General features: G+C 32.7%; 20 protein-coding genes. 16 read left to right on the top strand and 4 right to left on the bottom strand.

Annotated features, from left to right (window positions below; genetic code table 11):
* Positions 1–12: 12 nt before the first annotated feature.
* Genes rfbA through rfbD form a run of 3 tightly spaced genes read left to right on the top strand, consistent with a single transcriptional unit; the run spans position 13 to position 2,324 of the window.
* Positions 13–882 (top strand): glucose-1-phosphate thymidylyltransferase RfbA, encoded by an 870-nt coding sequence (gene rfbA / locus PHR76_RS00850; protein ID WP_300057301.1) that lies wholly within the window; start codon positions 13–15, stop codon positions 880–882.
* A gap of 27 nt (positions 883–909) precedes the next feature.
* Positions 910–1,461 carry a dTDP-4-dehydrorhamnose 3,5-epimerase gene (rfbC, locus tag PHR76_RS00855; protein WP_300057305.1) on the top strand — a complete coding sequence of 184 codons (552 nt, stop codon included), beginning with the start codon at positions 910–912 and terminating at the stop codon, positions 1,459–1,461.
* On the top strand, positions 1,455–2,324 hold the full coding sequence (rfbD, locus tag PHR76_RS00860) for a dTDP-4-dehydrorhamnose reductase (protein WP_300057308.1): 870 nt from the start codon (positions 1,455–1,457) through the stop codon (positions 2,322–2,324). Before rfbC ends, rfbD begins: the two co-directional genes overlap by 7 nt.
* A 25-nt stretch (positions 2,325–2,349) precedes the next feature.
* Here rfbD and PHR76_RS00865 read toward each other — a convergent pair whose 3' ends face one another.
* Entirely contained in the window at positions 2,350–5,703 is a 3,354-nt protein-coding gene (locus tag PHR76_RS00865) for a CotH kinase family protein (RefSeq protein ID WP_300057310.1), read from the bottom strand.
* Between the two features lie 254 nt (positions 5,704–5,957).
* Between PHR76_RS00865 and PHR76_RS00870 the strand changes: the two genes are divergently transcribed.
* The 3 genes from PHR76_RS00870 to rffA are packed head-to-tail and all read left to right on the top strand — an operon-like array spanning position 5,958 to position 8,690.
* Positions 5,958–6,890 carry a glycosyltransferase family 2 protein gene (locus PHR76_RS00870; protein ID WP_300057313.1) on the top strand — a complete coding sequence of 311 codons (933 nt, stop codon included), beginning with the start codon at positions 5,958–5,960 and terminating at the stop codon, positions 6,888–6,890.
* Positions 6,883–7,563: a GNAT family N-acetyltransferase gene (locus tag PHR76_RS00875; RefSeq protein ID WP_300057317.1), complete on the top strand. Its 681-nt coding sequence runs from the start codon at positions 6,883–6,885 to the stop codon at positions 7,561–7,563. Before PHR76_RS00870 ends, PHR76_RS00875 begins: the two co-directional genes overlap by 8 nt.
* Entirely contained in the window at positions 7,560–8,690 is a 1,131-nt protein-coding gene (gene rffA / locus PHR76_RS00880; RefSeq protein ID WP_300057320.1) for a dTDP-4-amino-4,6-dideoxygalactose transaminase, read from the top strand. The genes PHR76_RS00875 and rffA overlap by 4 nt, the downstream gene beginning before the upstream one ends.
* 25 nt (positions 8,691–8,715) lie before the next feature.
* Here the strand turns inward: rffA and PHR76_RS00885 are convergent, their stop codons facing one another.
* Complete coding sequence (locus PHR76_RS00885) at positions 8,716–10,212, bottom strand: glucosyltransferase domain-containing protein (RefSeq protein ID WP_300057323.1); 1,497 nt, start codon at positions 10,210–10,212, stop codon at positions 8,716–8,718.
* 95 nt (positions 10,213–10,307) lie between these two features.
* Between PHR76_RS00885 and PHR76_RS00890 the strand changes: the two genes are divergently transcribed.
* From PHR76_RS00890 to PHR76_RS00900, 3 genes are all read left to right on the top strand, one after another.
* Positions 10,308–10,859: a hypothetical protein gene (locus tag PHR76_RS00890; protein ID WP_300057326.1), complete on the top strand. Its 552-nt coding sequence runs from the start codon at positions 10,308–10,310 to the stop codon at positions 10,857–10,859.
* A gap of 143 nt (positions 10,860–11,002) precedes the next feature.
* Complete coding sequence (locus PHR76_RS00895; protein ID WP_300057328.1) at positions 11,003–12,265, top strand: lipopolysaccharide biosynthesis protein; 1,263 nt, start codon at positions 11,003–11,005, stop codon at positions 12,263–12,265.
* A gap of 6 nt (positions 12,266–12,271) precedes the next feature.
* On the top strand, positions 12,272–13,516 hold the full coding sequence (locus PHR76_RS00900; RefSeq protein WP_300057331.1) for a hypothetical protein: 1,245 nt from the start codon (positions 12,272–12,274) through the stop codon (positions 13,514–13,516).
* Here the strand turns inward: PHR76_RS00900 and wecB are convergent.
* Positions 13,500–14,612: a UDP-N-acetylglucosamine 2-epimerase (non-hydrolyzing) gene (gene wecB, locus PHR76_RS00905; protein WP_300057333.1), complete on the bottom strand. Its 1,113-nt coding sequence runs from the start codon at positions 14,610–14,612 to the stop codon at positions 13,500–13,502. The two genes, PHR76_RS00900 and wecB, sit on opposite strands and share 17 nt — an antisense overlap.
* A gap of 76 nt (positions 14,613–14,688) precedes the next feature.
* Between wecB and PHR76_RS00910 the strand changes: the two genes are divergently transcribed.
* The 6 genes from PHR76_RS00910 to PHR76_RS00935 all read left to right on the top strand — a co-directional run bounded on the left by PHR76_RS00910 (position 14,689) and on the right by PHR76_RS00935 (position 21,375).
* The gene (locus PHR76_RS00910) at positions 14,689–15,798 is read left to right on the top strand and encodes a glycosyltransferase family 4 protein (RefSeq protein WP_300057335.1); all 1,110 of its coding nucleotides are present in this window, start codon (positions 14,689–14,691) and stop codon (positions 15,796–15,798) included.
* Positions 15,799–15,891: 93 nt separating this feature from the next.
* Entirely contained in the window at positions 15,892–16,998 is a 1,107-nt protein-coding gene (locus PHR76_RS00915; protein ID WP_300057337.1) for a DUF1972 domain-containing protein, read from the top strand.
* Entirely contained in the window at positions 16,940–18,274 is a 1,335-nt protein-coding gene (locus PHR76_RS00920; protein ID WP_300057338.1) for an O-antigen ligase family protein, read from the top strand. Before PHR76_RS00915 ends, PHR76_RS00920 begins: the two co-directional genes overlap by 59 nt.
* Positions 18,271–19,254, top strand: a complete 984-nt coding sequence (locus PHR76_RS00925) for a UDP-glucuronic acid decarboxylase family protein (RefSeq protein ID WP_300057340.1) — start codon at positions 18,271–18,273, stop codon at positions 19,252–19,254. Before PHR76_RS00920 ends, PHR76_RS00925 begins: the two co-directional genes overlap by 4 nt.
* 1 nt (position 19,255) lies before the next feature.
* A complete protein-coding gene (locus PHR76_RS00930) occupies positions 19,256–20,623 on the top strand; it encodes an undecaprenyl-phosphate glucose phosphotransferase (protein ID WP_300057343.1) in 1,368 nt (455 codons plus the stop codon).
* The gene (locus PHR76_RS00935; protein ID WP_300057345.1) at positions 20,623–21,375 is read left to right on the top strand and encodes a glycosyltransferase family 2 protein; all 753 of its coding nucleotides are present in this window, start codon (positions 20,623–20,625) and stop codon (positions 21,373–21,375) included. Before PHR76_RS00930 ends, PHR76_RS00935 begins: the two co-directional genes overlap by 1 nt.
* A gap of 11 nt (positions 21,376–21,386) precedes the next feature.
* Here PHR76_RS00935 and PHR76_RS00940 read toward each other — a convergent pair whose 3' ends face one another.
* Positions 21,387–22,721, bottom strand: a complete 1,335-nt coding sequence (locus tag PHR76_RS00940) for a phenylacetate--CoA ligase family protein (protein ID WP_300057347.1) — start codon at positions 22,719–22,721, stop codon at positions 21,387–21,389.
* Between the two features lie 115 nt (positions 22,722–22,836).
* Here PHR76_RS00940 and purD point away from each other — a divergent pair, with 115 nt between their 5' ends.
* Positions 22,837–24,108 (top strand): phosphoribosylamine--glycine ligase, encoded by a 1,272-nt coding sequence (gene purD, locus PHR76_RS00945; protein WP_300057348.1) that lies wholly within the window; start codon positions 22,837–22,839, stop codon positions 24,106–24,108.
* The last annotated feature ends 8 nt before the right edge of the window (positions 24,109–24,116 follow it).

The raw sequence follows: 24,116 nt of genomic DNA on the forward strand, positions 1-24,116 counted from the left end.
AAACAGCAAAGCATGAAAGGAATTATCTTAGCCGGCGGATCGGGCACACGGTTACACCCGTTAACCTTAGCAGTAAGTAAACAACTGATGCCGATTTATGACAAACCCATGATTTATTATCCATTGTCCACGTTAATGTGGTCTGGAATTCATGAGATTTTAATCATTTCTACGCCGCATGATTTGCCTTTGTTTCGCCAGTTATTAGGCGATGGCAGTCAATTGGGCTGTCGTTTTGAGTATGCCGTTCAAGAACATCCTAACGGTTTAGCAGAAGCCTTTATTATTGGCAAAGAATTTGTTGGCAACGATAAAGTTGCTTTGATTTTGGGCGATAACATTTTTTACGGAACAGGTTTGGCCGAACTACTTCAAAACAATAGCAATCCAGAGGGCGGAATTATTTATGCTTATCATGTGCATGATCCTGAACGCTACGGCGTGGTCGATTTTGATAAAGACGGAAAGGTACTTTCAATAGAAGAAAAACCACTAAAACCGAAATCGAATTTTGCGGTACCTGGAATTTATTTTTATGATAATTCGGTACTTGAAATTGCAGCTAATATCCAACCAAGTCCTCGTGGTGAATTGGAAATTACCGACGTCAATAGAGCCTACCTAAAGAATGGAAATTTAAAAGTAAGTATTTTAGATAGAGGAACCGCTTGGTTAGACACTGGTACTTTTCAATCGCTAATGCAAGCTGGGCAATTTGTACAAGTAATTGAAGAACGTCAAGGATTGAAAATAGGAGCGATTGAAGAAGCCGCTTACAAGATGGGTTTTATTGATGCAAAACAATTGCAAAAAATAGCCGAACCGTTATTGAAAAGCGGTTATGGAAACCACTTAATGAGCCTGATAAAAGAAATAAACTAGAAATAAGAAAAATTCCTTTTTTTGCAAATGAGATTTACAGAAACCAAATTGAAAGGTTGTTTTATTCTTGAACCTAAAATAATACAGGATGAAAGAGGTTATTTTATGGAAAGTTTTAACGAAAAAGCTTTTCAAAATGCAATTGGAGCACCCATTCATTTTGTGCAAGACAATCAATCTTTTTCTACCAAAGGTGTTTTACGCGGACTTCATTATCAAACGGGAGAGTATGCTCAAGCTAAATTAGTTCGGGTTTTACAAGGAGAAGTTTTAGACCTAGCCGTTGATATTCGACCAGAATCTGCAACCTTTGGTCAATATGAAGCTGTTGTTTTGTCTGCAGAAAATCAGAAGCAATTCTTTGTGCCAAGAGGATTTGCTCATGGCTTTTTGGTTTTGAGTGACACCGCTACTTTTTTCTATAAATGTGATAATTTTTATAATAAAGAATCCGAAGGAGGAATCATTTATAATGATGAATCCATTGGCATCGATTGGTTATTTAAAACGGATGAACTACTCATTTCCGAAAAAGATAAGCACTTGCCTAACTTACAACAAGCAAAAAGAGCATGGTAGTTTTAGTAACAGGAGCCAAAGGACAATTAGGACAAAGTTTACAATTTATTGCATCCAATCATCCTGAAATTCAATTTGTTTTTACTGATGCGACTGAATTAGACATTACCAATAGCGAAAACTGTGAAAAGGTTTTTGAACAGTACAAACCCAATTTTTGTATTAATACAGCCGCATATACTGCGGTAGATAAAGCGGAAAGCGAACCCGAAAAAGCCTATTTAATTAATGTGGTAGGAGCTCAAAATGTAGCAGCGGTTTGCAAAAAACACGATACGATATTACTTCATATTTCTACCGATTTTGTTTTTGATGGCGATTACTCGAAACTCGGAACGACAACAGGTTACAAAGAGACCGATGTACCAAATCCAACCGGCGTTTATGGACAAACAAAATTAGACGGTGAAATTGCTATTCAGCAAACCTGGAAAAAACATTTTATCATTCGAACATCTTGGGTTTATTCGCAATTTGGCAATAATTTTATGAAAACCATCTTGCGTCTTGCTTCTGAACGCGATAAAGTATCGGTTGTAAACGACCAAATTGGAACCCCAACAAACGCTATAGATTTAGCAGAAGTTCTTTTAAAAATCATCATAACCTACAACCTGCAACCTACAACCTACAACCATTTTGGAATTTACAACTTCAGTAACGAAGGACAATGCAGTTGGTATTTCTTTGCCAAAAAAATAGTTGAATACAATGGAATAAAAATTAATTTAGAACCTATTCCAACTACGAGTTTTCCAACACCAGCCAAAAGACCAGCGTACAGTGTTTTGGATAAACATAAAATAAAAACTACTTTTGGAATCCAAATCAACTATTGGGAAACGAGTTTGAATAAAATTTGATTTTTATTTATCAAACCGTTTTTAGTTATAGTTTTATGATTTTTTTAATTTCTTTTTTACCATCAACTTCCAATTGAAGAATATATAGTCCTTTTTGAAGGGTGCTTATATTTATTTTTAAACCAGTTAAAGTCCCACTTTCTACTAATTTTCCATCAATAGAAAAGAGTTTGAAATCGACTGTTGGATAACTGTGAACAATATATAAGATTTCTGAGACCGGGTTTGGATATACATTAAATTTTAATGGAAGATTATCCGGTATTTTAAACGTGTAGGTACTTCCTTTTACGCTAAAATTATTGAAAGTTACCCTATCACCATTATCTAGTGTCATATTCTCACCATCAAAACGAAGACGCATTTTAAAATTCTGATTGTTATTAACCCCATCAATAGCTGAGAAGTCTATTTCATAGGTTTGGTAGTCATCTGACAAACTAAATGAAGAATTTTCAAGTCCGGCAGTTGTCCATTCTGTTGTGTTTTCAGTTATAGAATAATCAACCAAAATGGTATGAGCTGCATTTTCATTTTTGGCTGCAAATCCCATCAAAATATCCTGATAGGCAGTTGTTGATAATTCAAAAATAAGTTGGTTTTCAAAACCGTCATTTTGGAATGGTTGTTTGATTTGTAAACCTCGCATATTAGACAATTCAAATGGAATTTCATTATTTGCTTCTGGAATATAATTTAAATCGGTAGGACTATTTCTTCGTTCCATTGATGCTTTTCGCCAATTTGGGTGAGTGTTATCAAAAGGATAGCCAGCTAAACAAGACTCGTAACGAAGTAGACCTTGAGAAGCGAGATCAAAAGTAGAATAAATTTCGGTTAGAGCTTCGTTGTTAGGAACATTACTGTCAATTGTCCAAAAATAAATAGGTATATCTTCTACTACATCTTGAGAAGAGACAAAATGAGCCGTTATTTCAAAATCAGTAGCTGGAGTCAGTGTAATTTCCGATTCAGGACTAATAGAAGCTCCTGTCCAATGACTAAAAACATAACCGGGTTTGGCAATGGCTTTTAAAGTAATCGGAATATTTTTAAAATAGACACCATTCCAAGGATAGGGGTTTTCTTGAACGCCTGGAGTAGTAGCAAGAATTTCGATCGTATTGATTTGGATAAAACCTTGCGTTTCATCTAGTACATTTAAGTGAGCTTGTAGGGTAGAATCAATATTAAATTTTTCTAGAATATGATTTCTTTGGTAAGTTGGTCTCTCATTTGAAAATTCTATCATTACATCGATGTTAGACTGCCATTCTTCCATGGAGCCAATCGTGCTCCAACGAAAGCGGTGCTCTTGAATTTCTGCCTCTATACCACTTTTCATTTCATAGATAACACCCACTACGCGTTCAGGTAGAAAAGTAGTATTTAACATATCCGCAAACCGATTTATAAAACTGTTTTTAAAAGTAGTGTTTTCTAATAATTTTCTTAAAACTAAGGTTGACCATTCGGGGTTAAGGATTTCATCGCCACCTGTTGAGGTTGCAAAAGCTAGTGTGTTGTCCTCATAAGATTGTGGCACACCAGTACCACCAAAACCAAAATCAGTATCCTTTAAAACCCAACGCCATCTACCATCTTGCCCATAGGGTGCATCAGGTTGATATTGATCGGTTCTTTTCCGCCAAAATTCAATATTATTGTGCGGCCAATCGGTATTTGCCGCATATATATTAGCAATAAAATGGTCGATGAAATTATCAGGGTCCATTTGTGTTTTTACATAATTATAATGGTCAGTTTCTACAAGATTATGAGTTGAAATATAATCAAACATTGCCATATAATGTTCAGAATCGCCTTCTTCAACAATAGTACCATTATATTCTAAAAAGTCTAAATCGCCATCAATAATTCCAAAAACACGTTCAAAATAATGACGATCAAAACGTTCTCGCATATTTAAAATTCCCCAATATTCTCCATTTAAAAGCGTAATTACAGGTTGGTAGGCTTGGGTTTCAAAATTCATGTGCTTTACCATTCGCTGTATAAAAGCATCTCTAAAATAAGTGGAAGAAACATCATTTCCTGAGTTTCTGAGGATTAATCGTTTAAAACTTGAATAGGAAGATTCATCAAAAAAAGCATGATTAAAACTCCCGCTTCCATATTCTGAACGAGCATATAAACGCAAGGATTTATTGGGAGAAATACGGGTAAAATTACCGTTGAGTCGTATACCAATATCTTGGTTTAGAATTTCATTTCCATTTTCAAAAAAACTCAAATTAGCTTTTTTTTCAGTTATTTCCCCTTTTTGTTTATAATTTGCATCCGCCCAAACGGCGTCACCGTCAGGATTTTCTAATCGCCAATCGTCAAAGTCTTTGCCTGCTACATAGATTCCGTTATCATAATTAAAAAATTGTGATTCGTCTAAACTGATTGAAACTACTGGAATTGAAAACCGATTTGCTTCTTCGGGCGAAATAAAATAACTGCGAGTAATGGTTTCGCTAGAAAGTGTTCCTTCTTTAAGAGCTTTTGTTCGCACAACGGTTCCTTTAAAAATCGGATTAGTAGGAATGTAAAAAGGAACTTGATGAAAAGTAGAAGAGATGGATGCAATTTTATTAGGCAAGTTACTGCGATCTATAATTTCAATTGGTTCTTCATAAAGCTGCGTAGCATAAGATTGTTCTAGTAATTCTCCAGAAGATTGACCCGGAAATTCTTCATATTGATTTTTATAGAAATAGGATTTTCCATTCAAATTTTCTAGTGTTGGTTCTGAGCCATCTAAGGTATAAATAAGGGTAACTTCAGGGTCAGGATGAGTAAGTGTAAGGGTAAAACCTTCTGAATAAAATCCGGAATCAACGGATAATTCAGGTGGACTTAGAGTATCTGGAGCTCCATCAATTGAATTAAGAAATCCGGGAGTTGGTTCTTGAAAAATTGAAAAGGTAAGCGAACCACTCGGAGCTCTTCCATAGGAAAAATTTGGCGGAATAACGATAGCTGGAATTTGGTCCATCACCGTTCCGTCGGGATGGGTTAATGTGATGGTTTCTCCTCCAGAGCTAATACCAAAGTTGGTATGCAAAGGGAATTCTGGATTTGATCGGTTTTTACTAGAACACCAAACCAAAAGATGTTCACCAGGTTGCATTATAAAATCAGGAAAAACCCACTTAAAGAGGTTTGTGTTGTCTGATAATCCGTAACCCGAAAGGTTTATATTTGCAGCACTCGTATTATAAAGTTCAATCCAATCTTCATAACTACCATCCTCGTCAGTATTTACAGTTGAATTGGAAGTGACAAACTCGTTTATCACGACGTTTTGGGCCTTTGTACTTAAAAAAAGGAATAAAAAGCCAATTAAAAAATATTTTTTATGTGTTTTCATACGTAGATTGTTCAGTCTAAGAATTTTGCAAAAATAAGTAATTTTTTTATAATCAGTTTAATTACAATTAAATATATCCTAGAACTATGCCAAATAGCTTTAAAATGAATACATTTAACTAAGAATATCTTTGCCCTACATTGGTTTTTTTATAGCTAATTCAAAAATTATTCATACGATTTTTAAGTAGGAAAAAAATAAAAATAAGTATATATTTGGGTCATCAAATTAATTTTTATAAACCAGTATCAATCTTGAAATTATCAATAGTTTCTCCTGTTTACAGAGCTGAAAAAGAGCTTGAAGAACTTGTTACAAGAATAAAAAATGCAACACCAACTTCGGTTTTAGCTCTTGAGATTATTCTTGTAGACGATTATAGTCCAGATGAATCTTGGAGAGAAATAGAAAGGCTTTCCAGAATTTATCCAGAAATTATTGGGGTTAAATTAAGTAGAAATTTTGGTCAGCATTATGCCATTACAGCGGGATTAGATCAAGCAACAGGCGATTATATTGTAGTGATGGATTGTGATTTGCAAGACAAACCAGAAGAAATTTCTAAACTATTACAAAAAGCTCAAGAAGGTTATGATATTGTTTTGGCTAGACGTTTTAACAGACAAGATTCTTTCATGAAGAAATTGTTTTCAAAAACCTTTTATAAAACCTTGGGCTACTTAACGGGCTCTAAACAAGACGCAACTGTTGCTAATTTTGGAATTTATAAAAAGAATGTAATCAAAGAAGTTAGTAGCCTTAGAGAAAGTATTCGTTATTTTCCTACGATGGTTAAATGGGTTGGGTTTAAAACGGCTTATGTTGATGTAGAACACGCATCTAGGCAGCAAGGAGAATCTAACTATAACTTAAAAAAGATGCTTAACCTGGCGTTGGATATCATATTGGCATTTAGCGATAAACCACTGCGGTTAATTATCAAATTAGGAATGTCCATTGCCTTTATTTCTATTTTAATGGCGATTTATGCGATTTACAGTAAAATGACAGGCGAAGTTTCCGTTTCTGGTTATGCAAGTTTAATCACGAGTATATGGTTTTTAAGCGGTTGTATTTTAATAACGTTAGGTGTTATTGGTTTATATGTGGGTAAGATATTTGAAGGCGTTAAAAACAGACCACTTTATATTGTTGAAAAAAAAGTGAATTCGCAAGAAAATGACTGAGATTAAAAGATTAGATTGGGATTCGGATTTTTTTGGAATTGAAGTAGGTGAGTTATTCACAAATTCAACAAATTTTGTGGTTAATTCTGATTTTGATTTAATTTATGTAAAATCAGACATTAAAACGGATGTTGAAATTACAAGTTTTGAAAAATCGTTTACCGAAAACAAAGTAGTTTACCAAAAGGATTTAGTACTAGTAAACGATTCAAATTCAGCAATCAAAGAAATTTCAGAAATAGAGTATTCCATCGAAGAACTTTATGAACTAGCTTTTGAAAGCGGAAAACACAGCCGATTCAAATTAGATTATAAAATAGAGAAGCATAAGTTTTTTGAATTATATGAATTATGGGTAGTCAATTCGTTGAATAAAAAGTTTGCCGATGAAGTTTTGATTTATAAAGAAGATTCAAAAATCATTGGTTTTGTTTCTTATAAAATAACCGATACTTTTGCCACCATTGGTTTAATTGCAGTTAATCTGAACCATCAAGGTAAAGGAATTGGCAAAGGATTAATTCACCAAGTAGAAAATAAATTAATTCAAAAAAACATTTTCGAATTACGAATACCAACTCAAGAATCAAATGTACAAGCCTGTTTTTTTTATGAAAAATTGGGTTATGAAAAATTTCAAATAACAATTATAAACCATTTTTGGAAAAGATGATTCCATTTAACAAACCTTACTTAACCGGAAACGAAACGCATTATATTGAAGATGCTGTAAAATCAGGCAAAATTTCTGGCAATGGAAAATATACCCAAAAATGTCAACAATTTTTTGAAGATAAATACGGTTTCAAAAAAACGTTGTTAACCACTTCTTGTACCGATGCACTCGAAATGGCAGCCATTTTGATAAACATTAAAGAAGGAGATGAAGTAATTATGCCTTCTTACACTTTTGTTTCTACAGCCAATGCTTTTGTGCTACGTGGAGCCAAAATAGTTTTTGCAGACAGCAAAAAAGACCATCCTAATATAGATGAAACCAAAATAGAATCATTAATTACATCCAAAACAAAAGCCATTGTCCCCGTTCATTATGCAGGCGTTGCCTGTGAGATGGATACGATTATGGATTTGGCTGCAACGTATAATTTGTTTGTGATAGAAGATGCCGCTCAAGCCATCGATAGTTTTTATATTGGTGAAGATGGCGTAAAAAAAGCATTGGGTTCTATCGGACACTTGGCTGCTTTTTCATTTCATGAAACTAAAAATATTATTTCAGGTGAAGGTGGATTATTAGCAATAAACGATGAACAATTTATCAATAGAGCAGAAAGTATTTGGGAAAAAGGAACCAATCGTTCTTCGTTTTTTAGAGGAGAAGTAGATAAATACGGCTGGGTTGATGTGGGAAGTTCTTTTCTTCCTTCAGAAATTATTGCGGCTTTCTTATGGGCACAATTAGAAAATTTGGATAAAATTCAAAACCGAAGAAAAGAAATTTGGGAAAATTATCACAAAAATCTAAAGGAATGGGCCGCAAAAAACGAGATAAGCCTTCCAATTATTCCAAAATATGCAACCAATAATGCCCACATGTTTTACTTAGTTTGTAAAAATTTAGAACAACGAACAAGCTTAATTGAACACCTAAAAAAGAACGATATTTTAGCGGTTTTTCATTACATCAGCTTGCACGAAAGTCCTTTTTATGCTTCAAAATATGAGGGTGAACCATTGAAGGAAACAGATAGGTATACAGACACTTTGGTTAGATTACCTCTTTTTTATGAATTAAATTTTGATAAAGTAATCGAAGTACTTATTAAATCAGCACTTTAATTTCAATGGATATTTTCTAATTCGTTTATTCAAAATAAAGCCGCGAACCTTTTTCATTTCCTAGTTTTACCACAACCACATCATTAAACATTTTAATAGATTCTTGGTTGGGCCATATTGGCATTTTATTGATTGAATCTTTAAACGTATCAAACTTTTCTTTTGAGTCAATCATTTTATATTCTGCAACATCTGCACCTTTAAAAAAGTTAACAATTCGGTAATTATTACCATTATCCCACATAAAAATAGAACCACCAAAAATTTCAGATTTTCTCAGCCTAAATTTTTCGTGATATTCATATGGAAAATAGCCATAGAAGTAAATTACTTTTTCTGTTGTAAAAAATTCAGGATATTTAGTTTGAATAATAGCATCTATTTTCTCTGCTATTTTTTTATCGTGTTTAAATATTTTATTAGCAGAATAAAAAAGATTTGTAACAAAGTAAATATTAGTAATTACAATTAATATAACCACAATTTTAGAAGCTAATAAAGAGTTTAGTTTGAAATTATTAATTGAAAAAACAAGAATAAAAGCAAAAACTAAATTTGATGTTAGATATAAACGAGGAGGATGATAGCCATTTGTGATAATGGAAGACATTAAAAACGGCAAAATTAGTAGAATTATAAGTGAAATTAAACGAACAAATAGTAGTTTTTTATTAAATACAAATGATGCAATTAAAACTAGACTTGAAATTAAAATTAAAACAAAGGTTTGTGAACCATAATAAAAATTTCCCACAAGATTTTTTAGCCAAATGGAACAAAAATCTAGAAATTGATTGTTTGATTCTCCAGAAATAAAAGAAGAAAGATAGCCACTTCCTTCAATTGGAGGACAAATAATTTTGACAGATAAATAATATAATAATAAGGAAAGTAATATAATTCCCCCAAAAAGGATAAGATTTTTAAATTCATATTTAAAATTAAAGGAATCTTGAAAAGTGCTTTGAAAAAAAAGAAGTATGGCAATTACTACCGGTACAAATATAAATGCTTGATACATTGACAAGGTAAACATTAATAGTAATGCTACAGATAAAAAAACAAACCCTTTTTTTACAATTGATTTTTCATTTATACTTTTCAAAAATAACTCTACGCTCAAAACAGATAATAAAACTCCCAAAGCGGCAATATCGGCCATCATACCAAAAACGACTTGATAAGAGATTTGTGGGAAAGTGATAAATAAAGCACAAAAAAAGTAAGCTTGAATACCCTTAAATTTAAACAAATTAGATAGCCGAATCGCAGCTAAACTAAAAATAAAAAGACTTAGTAAAAGCGAAAAATACTGTAAATGTCCTTTAAACAAATGGTATCTAATTAAATTTTGTCCCCATCTTCCCAGATCTAATCCATAATCAGGAAAAATAGGAATTTCATTGTCAATAGTTAAGGTAAAATTTGTTAAAGCAAAACCATAGGTAATTATGGCTAACAAAAAAGAAAAAGAAAATAATTTATAAAAATAAGTGTCTTTTGCAATTGATGTTGTAATCATGATTATTAAATTTAGATAAATTTGCTATTGAGTTGAATAATTATTTTCTTTGTGCAAGATATAAATTAAGTCTTAACTAAGTTATTTAAAAATAAATGAAAATTAAAAAAATATTTTTTTTATCATTGACTGTAATTACCGCAATAAGCTGTAAAAATGATACCAAATCAAATGACACTATTTCTTCAGATTCAGAACAAAACATTATTTCTGCAAAAGTTTTCAAAGTAACACTAAATGCAATTTCAAAGAAAGATGATGATTTCTGTTTTTTATATACAGAAGACAGTTCTATTGATTTTAAAGAAGGTGTTTGGAAAGAAGTAAAAGGATCTTTAGATGAACAATCAATTGAGTTTCTTTTTCCTGCAAAAGTGCAACCAACCCAACTAAGGTTAGATTTAGGACAAAATCTAGACCAAGAAGATATTGTCATTAAATCGATAAAGTTCGAGTATAATGGAAACGAAAGAGAAATTAAAGGATTTGAAATGGGTGTTTTTTTTAGAGCAGATGATTCAAAGTGTACTTTTGACCCTATAACAGGAGTTGTTAAAGCTACTTCTAAAGAAGGTGTTAGACAAACACCTTCTCTTTATCCGCATGAATCTGTTCAAGCAGCAGAACTTCCAAAGTTATTTCAATAATATATTTTGTGGTTTTATAATTAAGAACTACTTTATTAATAGTGTTTAAAACCCTAAACCATTAATTTTCAACTTGAAATTTAATGGTTTTTTCTTTTTAAATCAACTCAATTAAAAGTATTTTTACCATTCAATCAAAAGAGGTGAAAACTTTTCATAATTTAAAAAACAATAAGCAGGTTCAAAACTTCTCCATTTATGGAATTGGTCAATTGTTTAATTTGCTCACTCCATTACTGGTTGCTCCTTATGTCATTATAATATGTGGTGAAGAAGGATTTGGAAAAGCGGGTATTGGACTTTCCTTTGTTTTTATTCTAACCGTACTTGTTGATTTTGCCTCTGGAATTAATGGTGTAAAAGATGTTTCGGTCTATCGAGAAGAGCTTAAGAAGGTACAGAAAATCGCCAATACGTTATTTTCCATCAAACTCTTTGCGTTACTTTTTATTCTTTTGCTCGCAAGCGGCTTTATCGTTTTTGTTCCGTTTTTAAATCAAGAAAAAGAATTGTACTTTTTGAGTCTCGTTTTTTTGGTTTCACAAGCGTTTAATCCTACTTGGTTTTTACAAGGAATTGAAAAGTTCAAAATCATATCTTTCCTCTCTATTACTGGAAAAATAATGTATATCGTATTAGTACTTCTACTAGTAACTAAAAAAGAAGATTATATTTTTGTCAATTTTTATTTTGGAATAAGTGCTTTATTCGTTCATTTAATCGGAATGGGTTGGTTAATAAGAAACAAATTTTTAGTTTTAAAAAAACCAGCTAAAGCAGACGTTTTGTCAATTTTTAGTCGTGATTATAAACTCACGTTATCTCAATTGTTATTGTCGTTACAACAATATTCACCTATTTTGATTGTAGGTTTTTTTGGCAACAGTAGCTTAGCCGGACAGTATAAAATCATCGAACAAATCATCATGATTTTTAGAACTTATTTACAAGTTTTATTTAACTTTATTTTTCCAAGGGTTTGCTTTTTGTTAGCTAAAGACCATAAAATTGGAATTAAGAATTGGAAGATTTTTAATGGAGCTAATTTTTTATTAATTCTTTTAGCGTGTATCGTTTTATTTGTCTTTACACCAGAAGTGCTGGGCTTTTTTAATGCTTCGTCTATCGTAGAACTCACTTTTTATTTGCGTTTTGCTGCTTTTTTACCCTTGCTTTATGCCGTGAGTATACCGTTGCAACAATTGATTTTAGGTTACAGTTATCAAAAACAATATGTCAACATCACCACGGGAGCAGCAGTTTTTTTAATTGTTACCATTATTGCCATGTTTTCATTTTGGCAATTAATGGGTGTGTTCTCCATTTTAATACTCACCGAAGTGATGGTCATAATAATGTATCTTTACACCCTTAGAACTAAATTTTTTAATAAACCGATTTCATAAATAGTAATGCCGATACGGATTTCAAAAAATAGTTTATATCAAATTCTCTTTGCACTTTGCGTCGCGGTTCCCTATTTAAATAATTATGAACTCACTTTTTTAGTTTGGGGATTTACTGTTTTAGTGACGATACAACGGAGCTACTCCATTGCATTTTTTTTGCAAATTTTGCTTTTCAGCGGAATTTTTATCCTAGCTTTTTTTAGTAGTTTTTTTAATGAATGGACAACCTATAATTTTATTCGGGATGCAACTTATTTAGTAAAACCCGTATTAGGCTTATTAATTGGTTATCAATTGTGTAAGTCTAAATTAGAAAATCCACTTAAAACAGTTATTTACACCGGAATTCTTTTAGCCATCATTCATTTATGGATAGTGTTTTACGGAATTACCTTTGTGGGTTTTAGAAACATACATCAAATTCGTACGTATTCTGGCTATTTTAGTGATTATGAGGTTTATGTGATAATTCTTGTGATTTTTCACCGTGATTTTAATTTGGAAATTTCACCAACGCAAAAAAGATGGTTTCTTACAATCCTTGTGTTTTCTTCTTTGTTTTATCTTTCACGAACCAATTTTATCCAATTCGGAATTTTATATTTGGCTCTCAAAGGATTTTTTATCCTTGACAAAAGAAAACTAGTTGCGTTGATTTCGGTTATTTTTATGGGTTTGCTAACCTATTCTGCAATTGTTTATTATAATCCCAAAAGAAACGGTAAAGGAATTGAAGCCTTTTTATACAAAGTTAAAATTGCACCTACAGAACCGTTTAAAACCAGAATCAACACCGAAGATTATAAAGATTTTAACGATAATTATCGTTCCGTTGAAAACATAAATACCGTTAACCAAATGACGAACGATGGTTGGTTTTCGGTACTTTTCGGAAATGGTTTAGGCTCAAGAGTTGACCTTAAAAAAGAAGTTTGGCTAGACGATACCAAATTGCGTTTTATCTCCATTTTGCATAATGGATTTATGACTGTTTTTTTAAAAGCTGGATTAATAGGCGTTTTCATTCTCTTTGCTTCTATTTTTCTGTTGTTTAGAAAGCAAAAATCAGAACCACTTTTAATTAATAAAATCAATTATTTATTAACAGGAACCGCCTTGTTCTTATTTATTTCGTATTGGGTTTTCATGGGGTTTTATTTTAAAGCAGATACCAAATCTATTTTGGTCGGCTTACTTTTGGCTTATGCCGAAAAAATAAAACGTGAAAACACTATTGCTTTAAAATAGTTTTAATTTTCTCGCTAGTCGTGCCATCTCCATATGGGTTTGATGACGAAGCAATAGTTTGATAATAAGCCTCTTCTTCTAGTAACCGATTAGCTTCTGTCACAATTTTTGTTTGATTAGAACCAACTAAAATAGCTGTTCCAGCATCAACACCTTCTGTGCGTTCGGTAACTTCTCGTAAAACCAAAACGGGTTTGCCTAAACTAGGTGCTTCTTCCTGAATTCCACCCGAATCCGTCAAAATCAAATAGCTTTTATCCATCATCCAAATTAATTCTGGATAATCAAGCGGTGCAATAAGCTTTATATTCGCTGCAACAAGTCGTTGATGTGCAATTTCTTTTACATTTGGATTTAGATGAACAGGATAAACAATCTCAATCGTATCTTGATGTTTTTGAGCAATTTCCATTAACGAATCACAAATCGCTTCAAATGGTTTTCCAAAATTTTCTCTACGGTGACACGTTACTAAGACTATTTTTTTAGAAAAATCAATAGACTCAAATTGTTTTAAGAAATGACTTTCATCTGTGTTTTTTATTTTGGATAAGCCCATCAAAAGGGCATCAATAACCGTATTTCCAACTACGAAAACATTATTTTTGATGTTTTCCTTATAAAGATTTTCTGCCGATTTAATAGTCGGACAAAAATGATAAGTTGCCAATCGTGACGTGAGCACACGATTCATTTCTTCTGGAAAAGGCGAGTACATATCGTCGCTTCGAAGACCAGCTTCAATATGAATGATTTTTATTTTTTGATAAAAAGCAGCTAACGAAGCCGCCAATACGGTAGCAGTATCACCTTGCACAAAAACCGCATCAAATTTATCTTTAAGCAGAATCTCATCCGTAATTCGAGCAACCAAATTAGCAGTTAATTCGTGCAAAGATTGATTTGGTTTCATGATATTCAAATCATAATCAACCTGAATTTCAAAAAAGCTTAACACTTGATCTAACATTTCACGATGTTGAGCCGTAACCGCAATTTTTACTTCAAAAAAAGAATCAGAAGCAAAATGCTTAATCAAAGGAGCCATTTTGATTGCTTCTGGACGTGTTCCGAAAATAAAGAGAACTTTTTTCATAAGGAAGGTAAAGAGTAATTATAAAGAAATGTAAAACTACTAATAAAAACTATATTTGCAAGGTAGAAAATCACTTATGAAAGTATTATTTCAAACCAGAACAAATTTATTTGAAGCTCCCGGGGGCGACATGATTCAAATGTTGAAAACGAAAGAGTTTCTTGAAAAAAAAGGAATTCAAGTTGATATTTCATTGGCTTTTGAACCCGATTTAAAAGAGTATGATTTGGTTCATCTTTTTAACTTGATGGAGCCACAAGACATTTATCGACAAATGATAAACGCAAAAAAGCAAAATAAACAAATTGTATTATCAACTATTTATGGTTTATATACCGAGTTTGAACGAAAAGCCCGCGGCGGATTATTTCAAAAAGTAGCTAATTTTTTAACGCCATATCAAATAGGTTATATCAAAACAATGGTCAAACATTCCAAAGAAAAACGAATGCACAAAGGGGTTTACCAAATGATGTATAAGCGATATTATGGGCTGATGAAAGAAATTGTTTCGCAAACAAGTGTGTTTTTGCCTAATTCAGATTCAGAAATGAAAAGAGTGGCAAAAGAATTCAAATTAAAAGACCCAAAATATATCAGTATTCCAAATGCCATTGACAAATCGGTATTTTCAGAGAACACTTCGCTTGATGGAAACCCATTTTTACAATACAAAGATTGTATCTTATGTGCAGCCCGAATTGAAGGTAGAAAATCCACGTTAAATTTGGTTCGTGCTGTTAAAAACACGCCGTATCATTTAGTTTTAGTGGGAAAAGAATCGCAAAATCAACAACACTATGTGAATCAAGTTCATGAAGAAGCGGGTGAAAATGTGACCTTTTTAGGAGCTATTACACACCAAGAATTAAAACAATTGTATCAAGTAGCCAAAGTTCATGCCTTAGTGAGTTGGATGGAAACACCGGGTTTGTCTTCGTTAGAAGCGGCCGCAATGGGAATTAATATTGTTGTTACCCCAAAAGGCGATACGTATGATTATTTTGAAGATTATGCTTTTTATTGTGAGCCAGATGATGTCAACTCAATTACAGCAGCCATTAAAAAAGCTTTTGAAACGCCCGTTAATCCAAAATTAAAAGAAAAAATTTTACAAAAGTATACCTGGGAACAAACCGCAGAAGAAACAATTAAAGCGTATAACCTCGCTCTTGAGAATAAGTAAAATATTAAAAACAAACACTAATTTTATTAGATTTCTTTCTGTTTGTTTGTTCTAAAATCCTATTTTTGCCAACCGAACAACTAAGTGAATCGAATGAAAATAGCCATTTTAGGAACAAGAGGCATCCCCAACTATTATGGAGGTTTTGAACAATTTGCCGAATTTTTCTCTGTTTTTTTAGTAGAAAAAGGGCACGAAGTATATTGTTATAATTCACATAATCACAAGTTTCAAGAAACAATGTTTAATGGTGTGCACATTCTTCATCAGCACGATCCAGAATATAAATACGGCACGTTTGGGCAATTTATTTATGATTACAATTGTATCTTAGATGCTCGTAAACGTGATTTTGACATCATTTTACAATTAGGTTATACTAGCAATTCCGTTTGGTTTTTTCTATTACCCAAAAAACCAATTATCATTACGAACATGGATGGAATCGAGTGGAAACGTTCCAAATACAGTCGACCGGTGCAACAATTCTTGCGTTTTGCCGAGCGTTTAGCAGCAAAAAGTAGTGATTATTTGGTTTCAGATTCTATTGGTATTCAAAATTTCTTAAAAAAACGATACGCTAAAGAATCGACCTATATTGCCTATGGAGCACATCCGTTTAACGAACCGAACGAAGACATTCTAAAAGAATATGAGGTGAGAAAAGAAAATTTCAATATGATTATGGCTCGATTTGAGCCAGAAAATAATTTTGAAATGGTTTTAGACGGCGTGGTAAAAAGTGCGGATAAAACACCGATTTTAGTTATTGGAAATCACAATACAAAATATGGAGAAGTGCTTAAAAATAAGTATAAAAACCAAACTTCTATTCGGTTTTTAGGGGCTATTTATAACTTAGAACACCTTAATAACCTGCGGTATTTTTCAAAATTATATTTTCACGGACATTCCGTTGGCGGAACAAATCCGTCTTTATTAGAAGCTATGGCATCGCAGGCTTTGGTATTGGCTCATAATAATGATTTTAACAGAGGGGTTTTAAAAGAAAACAGCTATTATTTTTCAGATGCAGAAGAAGTAAAAAATTTACTGCTCACAATCAAAAAAAATGATAACTTGCAATTCATTCAAAACAATTTTGAAGCCATTGTAAACGAATTTAACTGGGATAAAATTAATGGGGAATATCTTCAACTTTTTGAGCAATGTATGGCTAGACATCAAGCAGGAAAATAAATCACATTTTTCATTTATTCCTTTTTTGTTGGTGTTGTCAACCATTCCATTGTCGTATGGAATCAACAATATTTTCTTGGGATTGTTTGCCTTTTCTGTTTTTTTTCGTTTTAAAATTGCCGATTTTAATTTTCAAAAAAGTTTAGTATTACCACTCATTTTATTTGGATTAATGGCTGTTTCTTATTTTTGGAGCATTGATCAAGCAGCTACATTTAAAGCCATTCCTAAAGAAATAGCGTTACTACTTATTCCTCTTTTATTTATGATGATGAAACCGTTCTCTAAAGAGCAAATTCAAAAAATCATTAAATATTATAGTTATGTCATCGTACTTTATGTTTGTTTTTACCTCCTTCAAGCAGCTATTCGATTTTATTTGACTGGTGATACGGGCGTGTTTTTTTATCATGAATTAGTGACTAAAAAACTGAATGCAATTCACGTTTCGGTTTATGTGGCCATTGCTTTTTTCTATTTCTTTACCAAAGAAGTAAAAACAAAAACGGAAATGTTTAGTAGCTTTTTACTCTTCGGATTTGTCATTCTTTTGTCCTCTAAAAATATTATTTTAGTTTTTGTCCTGCTAATTTTAGTAGAATTTTTCTTCTTTTCTAAAGTTGCACATAAAATGCGATTACGCAACTTATTACTTTTCTCCGTTCTTTTAGTTTCTTTATTTTTTGTTGGTGCGATTAAAGATCGATTCTTGAACGAATTTAAATCGAATACAGAAAAAAGTTTAAGCTCTACCGTAATCGATAAAAATATGGTAGGTGTAAATGTACTGAGCGTGAAAGAAGCTTGGACAAACGAAAAATTTTCACCCAACGATTTCTTTCCAGGAACTGCTTTTAGAGCCTATCAAACCAGAATGTTTATTGAGCTTTTTCAAGTAGAAAATGTATTTTGGACTGGTTACGGATTAAATGCTTCATATAAAAAACTGGACGAAAAATCACTTCAATACAACGTATTCAGAGGAAATGAAACCCAAGAAGGATATCAAACTAAAAACTTTCACAATCAATATATTCAAAATTTTGCCGAACTAGGCGTGTTTGGTTTTCTACTTTTACTCCTAATTGTGATCATTTCCCTTAAAAAAAGCATAGAAAACAAAGATTTTGTTCAAATTGCTTTCTCAATTCTAATGATAAGTTTATTTTTGACAGAATCTTTTTTATGGAGACAACGCGGGGTGGTGTTTTTCACCTTGCTTTTTTGTTTGTTTTGTAAAGAAGAAGTAGTTGCCCCAAAAAAAACTAATGTATGAAAAGAATTTTAATAACAGGTGCTGCAGGTTTCTTAGGCTCGCATCTTTGTGACCGTTTTATTGCAGAAGGCTATTATGTTATCGGAATGGATAACTTAATAACAGGCGATTTAAAAAACATTCAACATTTGTTTAAGTTAGAAAACTTTGAGTTTTATCATCATGATGTAACTAAATTCGTCTATGTTCCTGATAAATTAGATTATATTTTGCACTTTGCTTCTCCAGCAAGCCCAATAGATTATTTAAAAATTCCTATTCAAACCTTAAAAGTCGGTTCATTGGGAACACATAACTTATTAGGCTTGGCTCGCGTTAAAAAAGCTAGAATTTTAATTGCTTCCACCTCTGAAGTTTACGGAGATCCGCTGATTCATCCACAAACGGAAGAATATTACGGCAACGTTAATACGATTGGCCCAAGAGGCGTTTATGATGAAGCCAAGCGGTTTCAAGAGTCTATCACGATGGCTTATCATACGTTTCATGGTTTAGAAACTAGAATTGTTCGTATTTTTAATACGTACGGACCACGGATGCGTTTAAATGACGGCCGTGTAATTCCTGCCTTTATTGGTCAAGCTCTGCGAGGAGAGGATTTAACTATTTTTGGAGACGGTATGCAAACACGTTCTTTTTGCTATGTGGATGATCAAGTAGAAGGAATTTATCGCTTATTACTTTCAGATTATAATTTGCCCGTAAATATTGGAAATCCAGACGAAATTACCATCAAAGATTTTGCCGAAGAAATTATTAAATTGACCGGCACTACTCAAAAAATAGTTTATAATCCGCTGCCAATGAATGATCCTTTACAAAGACAACCCGATATTACAAAAGCGAAAGCAATTTTAGATTGGGAACCAAAAGTATCTAGAGCAGAGGGAATGAAAATTACGTTTGACTATTTTAAAACACTTTCTACAGCAGAATTGTTGAAAGAAGAACACAAAGATTTCTCGGGTTTTATTCATTAGCATGGTAGCAACTCAAAAAGGAAGGTATTCTAAATTTATTAGACCAATAAGCATTTTACTTGACTTATTGGTGATAATTTTATTGGCCTCATTCTTTTTTGAAGAGCTAAAAATCGACTTCCTTTTATTTCATTCCTATCAAATCATCAGCTGGGTACTAATTGCTTTTTTTGTTGGTTTTTATGAGGTTTATCGCTTTACAACACCTGTAGAAATATTATCTAAAATTCTAAAACAAACAGTCGTTTTTTTACTAGTAATCATTGCTTATTTTCCTTTTGCAAAAGATTCTATTTTTAGTGGTACTGCAGTTGCATTATTTATGACTTCTAGTTTTGTCTTGATTTTATTTATTAAATACCTCTTGTTTTATTATTTAAAAAAATACAGAATCGTTACCGGAAGTAATTACAGAAATGCGATTATCATCGGTTATACTCAGGAAGCCATCAACCTTAAAAATTTATTTGAAAAAAGAAATGATTATGGCTATCGCTTTTTTGGATTTTTCTCTGATAAAAAAACGAATGAAAATATAAAAGGGAAAGTAGCGGAAATAAAAGAATTTGTGCTGAAAAACAAAATTGACGAAATCTATTGTTCTTTAAATGAAATCAGCAATGAACAGTTAAAAGATTTGGTAGAATTTTCTGATGAAAATAATAAAACCATTAAATTTATTCCTGACACTAAACAAATTTTTTCTAAAAATTTAAAAATTGATTATTACGAAATGTTTCCGGTTTTGTCATTGCAACGCACCTTGCTTCATGAACCAGTCACTAAAACGTTTAAACGAACTTTTGACATTCTCTTTTCTGCATTTGTCATTTTGTTTATCTTGTCATGGTTGGTACCAATCTTGGCGATACTGATCAAACTAGAATCAAAAGGACCGGTGTTTTTTAAACAAGGGAGACCGGGATTAGACGAAGAAGAATTTTCTTGTTATAAATTTCGTTCGATGAAGATGAATCAAACAACGGAAAGAGAAGCGTCAAAAAACGACCCTCGTGTAACTAAAATTGGGCGGTTTTTACGAAAAACAAGTTTAGATGAATTGCCACAATTTTTTAATGTTTTAGTGGGCGATATGTCGGTAGTAGGGCCAAGACCGCATTTGTGGTCACAAAATAGAGTCTACGGAAATCGTGTTAAAAAATACATGGTTCGACATTATGTAAAACCGGGCATAACTGGTTTAGCTCAAGTAAAAGGTTTTAGAGGAGAAATTGAAACCGATGACGACATGATTAATCGCATTAAATTAGACGTGTTTTATATTGAAAATTGGTCCTTTATATTAGATGTTAAAATCATCTTTCAAACGGTGATTAATATTTTTAAAGGAGAAGAAAAAGCGTATTAATGAAAGCTTTAGTTTCCATTATAACACCTGCTTACAATTCTGCAAAATTTATTGCCGAAACCATCCAATCGGTTCAAAATCAAACCTATCAAAATTGGGAAATGATTATTGTGGATGACGGTTCTTCCGATGAAACGGAATCCATCGTTTTAGCTATTTTAGTAAAGGATAGCCGAATCCAATTTTTTAAATTACCAACCAATGCTGGTCCAGCTGTGGCAAGAAATATTGGAATTGAAAAAGCCTCTGGAGATTTTATGACGTTTATTGATGCCGACGACATTTGGTTTCCAACATTTATTGAAAACAACATTAAAACCATTCAAGAAACCACTATTCCGTTTGTGTTCTCTTCCTATAAACGAAGTAATGAAAAACTTGATTTTATTTATTCCGACTTTAAAGTGCCGCTAAAAGTTACCTATACCGATATTCTAAAATCCAATTCCATAAGCTGTCTAACCGCTTTTTTGGACATTAAAATTCTTGGTAAAAAGCAAATGCCACTCATTCGGAAAAGACAAGATATGGGATTATGGCTTGCTTATTTGAAAGAAATTCCGTTTGCTTACGGAATTCAAGAAACCCAAGCAATTTATCGTATTAGAGAAAATTCGCTTTCCAGAAAAAAATCAGATTTACTAAAATACCAATGGCAATTTTACAGAGAAGTAGAAGCGTTATCTGTATTTCAATCAACTTACTATATGGTTCATTGGATGGTGAGAGGATTTTTAAAATATAGAAATTGATTTCCGCTTTTTTACCGTAATGGCGGTAAATCAGACTGAAATTGTTTTAGTTTTCCACGAGCAGTTCGTTTTAAAACGGTCATTCTGTTATAAGTAAAATGCAATCCAGGTTCCAAATAGGTGGCAATTGCCTTTTCAATTTCCAAAATTTGTTCAGGTGTTAAGGCTTCCGAACTCACATAATCAATTTCAAAGGTATCCAATTTGGTCTGACGCACGACGAATTCCTTTACATTGCCATCATCTTCGATTATACTTTTTGTGACGTAGTAAAAGGTTAATCCTGGAGCTTTTTTTCCACTCGGCAAAAGGGCAACATCGCTGGTTCTTCCGATTAATTTTTTTAAAATGGGCAACTTTACCGTGCTTTTTACATCTAAAATTCCAATATCACCAATTTCGTAACGAATAAAAGGATGGGCTTTATTGTATAGGGAAGTAATAACCACTTTCCCTTCGGTGCCATAAGGTACGGCTTGGTTATTTTCGTCTAAAATTTCTACAAATAAGGTTTCGGAATTCACTTGCCATTCGTCTTTTTTATTTTGAAAAGCAATTAAGTCTAACTCTGAGGCTCCGTATTCATTCACAACAGGAATGCCCAAGTGTTTTTCGAGCAGCACTTTATCTTCATCAAAAAGCATTTCTGAGGTTACCATGCATACCTTCAACGTTGGACAAAAATCAGTTAAGATGATATTTCGTGTTTGTAAATACTTTCCGAAAAGCACGATAGAACTGGTGTAACCATTGATATAATCAACCTTTTTTGTTTTAAAATGCTTCAAAACCCCATCTAAAACTCCATCCGATAAATCGAAAATAGGAAAGCGATATCTTTTACTCAAGAAATCTTTTAAACGTTCTTTTTGATAACCCACAAAATCTAGCGGAATTCCATAAAAACGAGCTTGATACGAATTGTTAAAGTCCACAGCATACCAACCAAAGCGGTGGATGATAGAAGCCCACGTCATTGCATGTGCTGCTTTATCTTTGGCAAATATAAAAGGATCGCCGCTAGAACCAGATGTTTTGTTTACAAAAACTGATTTTTCAGAATACCCATGAGAAAGCCGTTCTTTCAAAGGTTTTTGTAAATTTTTTTTTGTCAAAACGGGTAAGTTGTTCCATTCTGAGATAGCAAAATCAACTTGCTCTTGGCCAACTAAGTTTCTATAAAAAGGATTGTTTTTCAAATGATAATTAACAATTTCCAACTTTCTTTTTTCAATATAGTGAGGATAATCTTCCTCGGAAACTTTTAAAATTTCTTCAAAATCAACTTGTGCTTTCGCAATAGGAAAACCGCTTAGTTTTAACGAAAAATGAAACAAGTTGAACATAAAAACATTTTAATTCAAAAATATACATTCCGTATTCGATAAACTATTTAGCGTAAACTTTTTTTTAAAAATAAAACGAAGTATTTTTGTCAACCCACCTAAAATTTGGTTTATCATGACAATTTTACTTCTTGGTTCTGGCGGAAGAGAGCATGCTTTTGCATGGAAAATGCTTCAAAGCTCAAAATGCTCACAACTTTTTGTCGCTCCTGGTAATGCCGGCACGGCAACAATTGCAACTAATATTGCTATCAACCCAACCGATTTTGAAGCGATTAAGCAATTTGTGTTAGCTAAAAAAGTAGAAATGGTGGTCGTAGGGCCAGAAGACCCTTTAGTTCATGGTATTTATGATTTCTTTGGTAATGATGCTGATTTAAAAGATATTCCAGTTATCGGGCCGTCACAAGAAGGAGCAAAATTGGAAGGCAGTAAAGAATATGCAAAAGAATTTTTAATTAAACATCAAATTCCAACCGCGGCTTATGCTAGTTTTACGGCAGAAACAGTGGAAGAAGGATTTGCATTTTTAGAAACCTTATCGCCTCCTTATGTATTAAAAGCAGACGGATTAGCTGCCGGAAAAGGTGTTGTGATTTTGGCTGATTTATCCGAAGCTAAAAACGAATTGAAAAGCATGTTGGTTGACCAAAAGTTTGGAAATGCCAGTGCAAAAGTAGTCATCGAAGAATTTTTAGACGGAATTGAATTGAGTTGTTTTGTGTTGACCGATGGAAAAAATTACAAAATTCTTCCAACAGCCAAAGATTATAAACGAATTGGCGAAGGTGATACCGGCTTGAATACCGGCGGAATGGGAGCGGTTTCTCCTGTTTCTTTTGCAGATGCTGCTTTGATGGAAAAAATTGAAACGCGAATTGTCATCCCAACCATAAATGGGCTTCAAGAAGACGGAATTGTGTATAAAGGTTTTATTTTCATTGGTTTAATTAATGTCAAAGGCGAACCAATGGTCATCGAATACAACGTTCGGATGGGTGATCCTGAAACAGAAGTAGTTTTACCGCGAATTCAATCAGATTTGGTAGTCTTATTTCAAGCGGTGGCGGAAGAAAAGTTAAACACCATTTCATTACAAATTGACCAACGAAGTGCTGCCACGATTATGTTAGTATCGGGCGGTTATCCTGAAAATTTTGAAAAGGGAAAAGTAATTTCAGGAATTGAAACCGTCACGGATTCACTTGTTTTTCATGCAGGAACAAAAATAGAAAACAATACGATTGTTTCTAATGGTGGCCGGGTTTTAGCGGTAACTTCTTTTGGGATTGATTTTGATGAAGCCATAAAAAAATCCTATCAAAATATAGCAAAACTAAATTTTGATAAGATGTATTATAGAAAAGATATTGGCTTTGACTTATAAAATAAAAC

The sequence above is a fragment of the Flavobacterium sp. genome (genome assembly GCF_028689845.1).
Taxonomy (GTDB): domain Bacteria; phylum Bacteroidota; class Bacteroidia; order Flavobacteriales; family Flavobacteriaceae; genus Flavobacterium.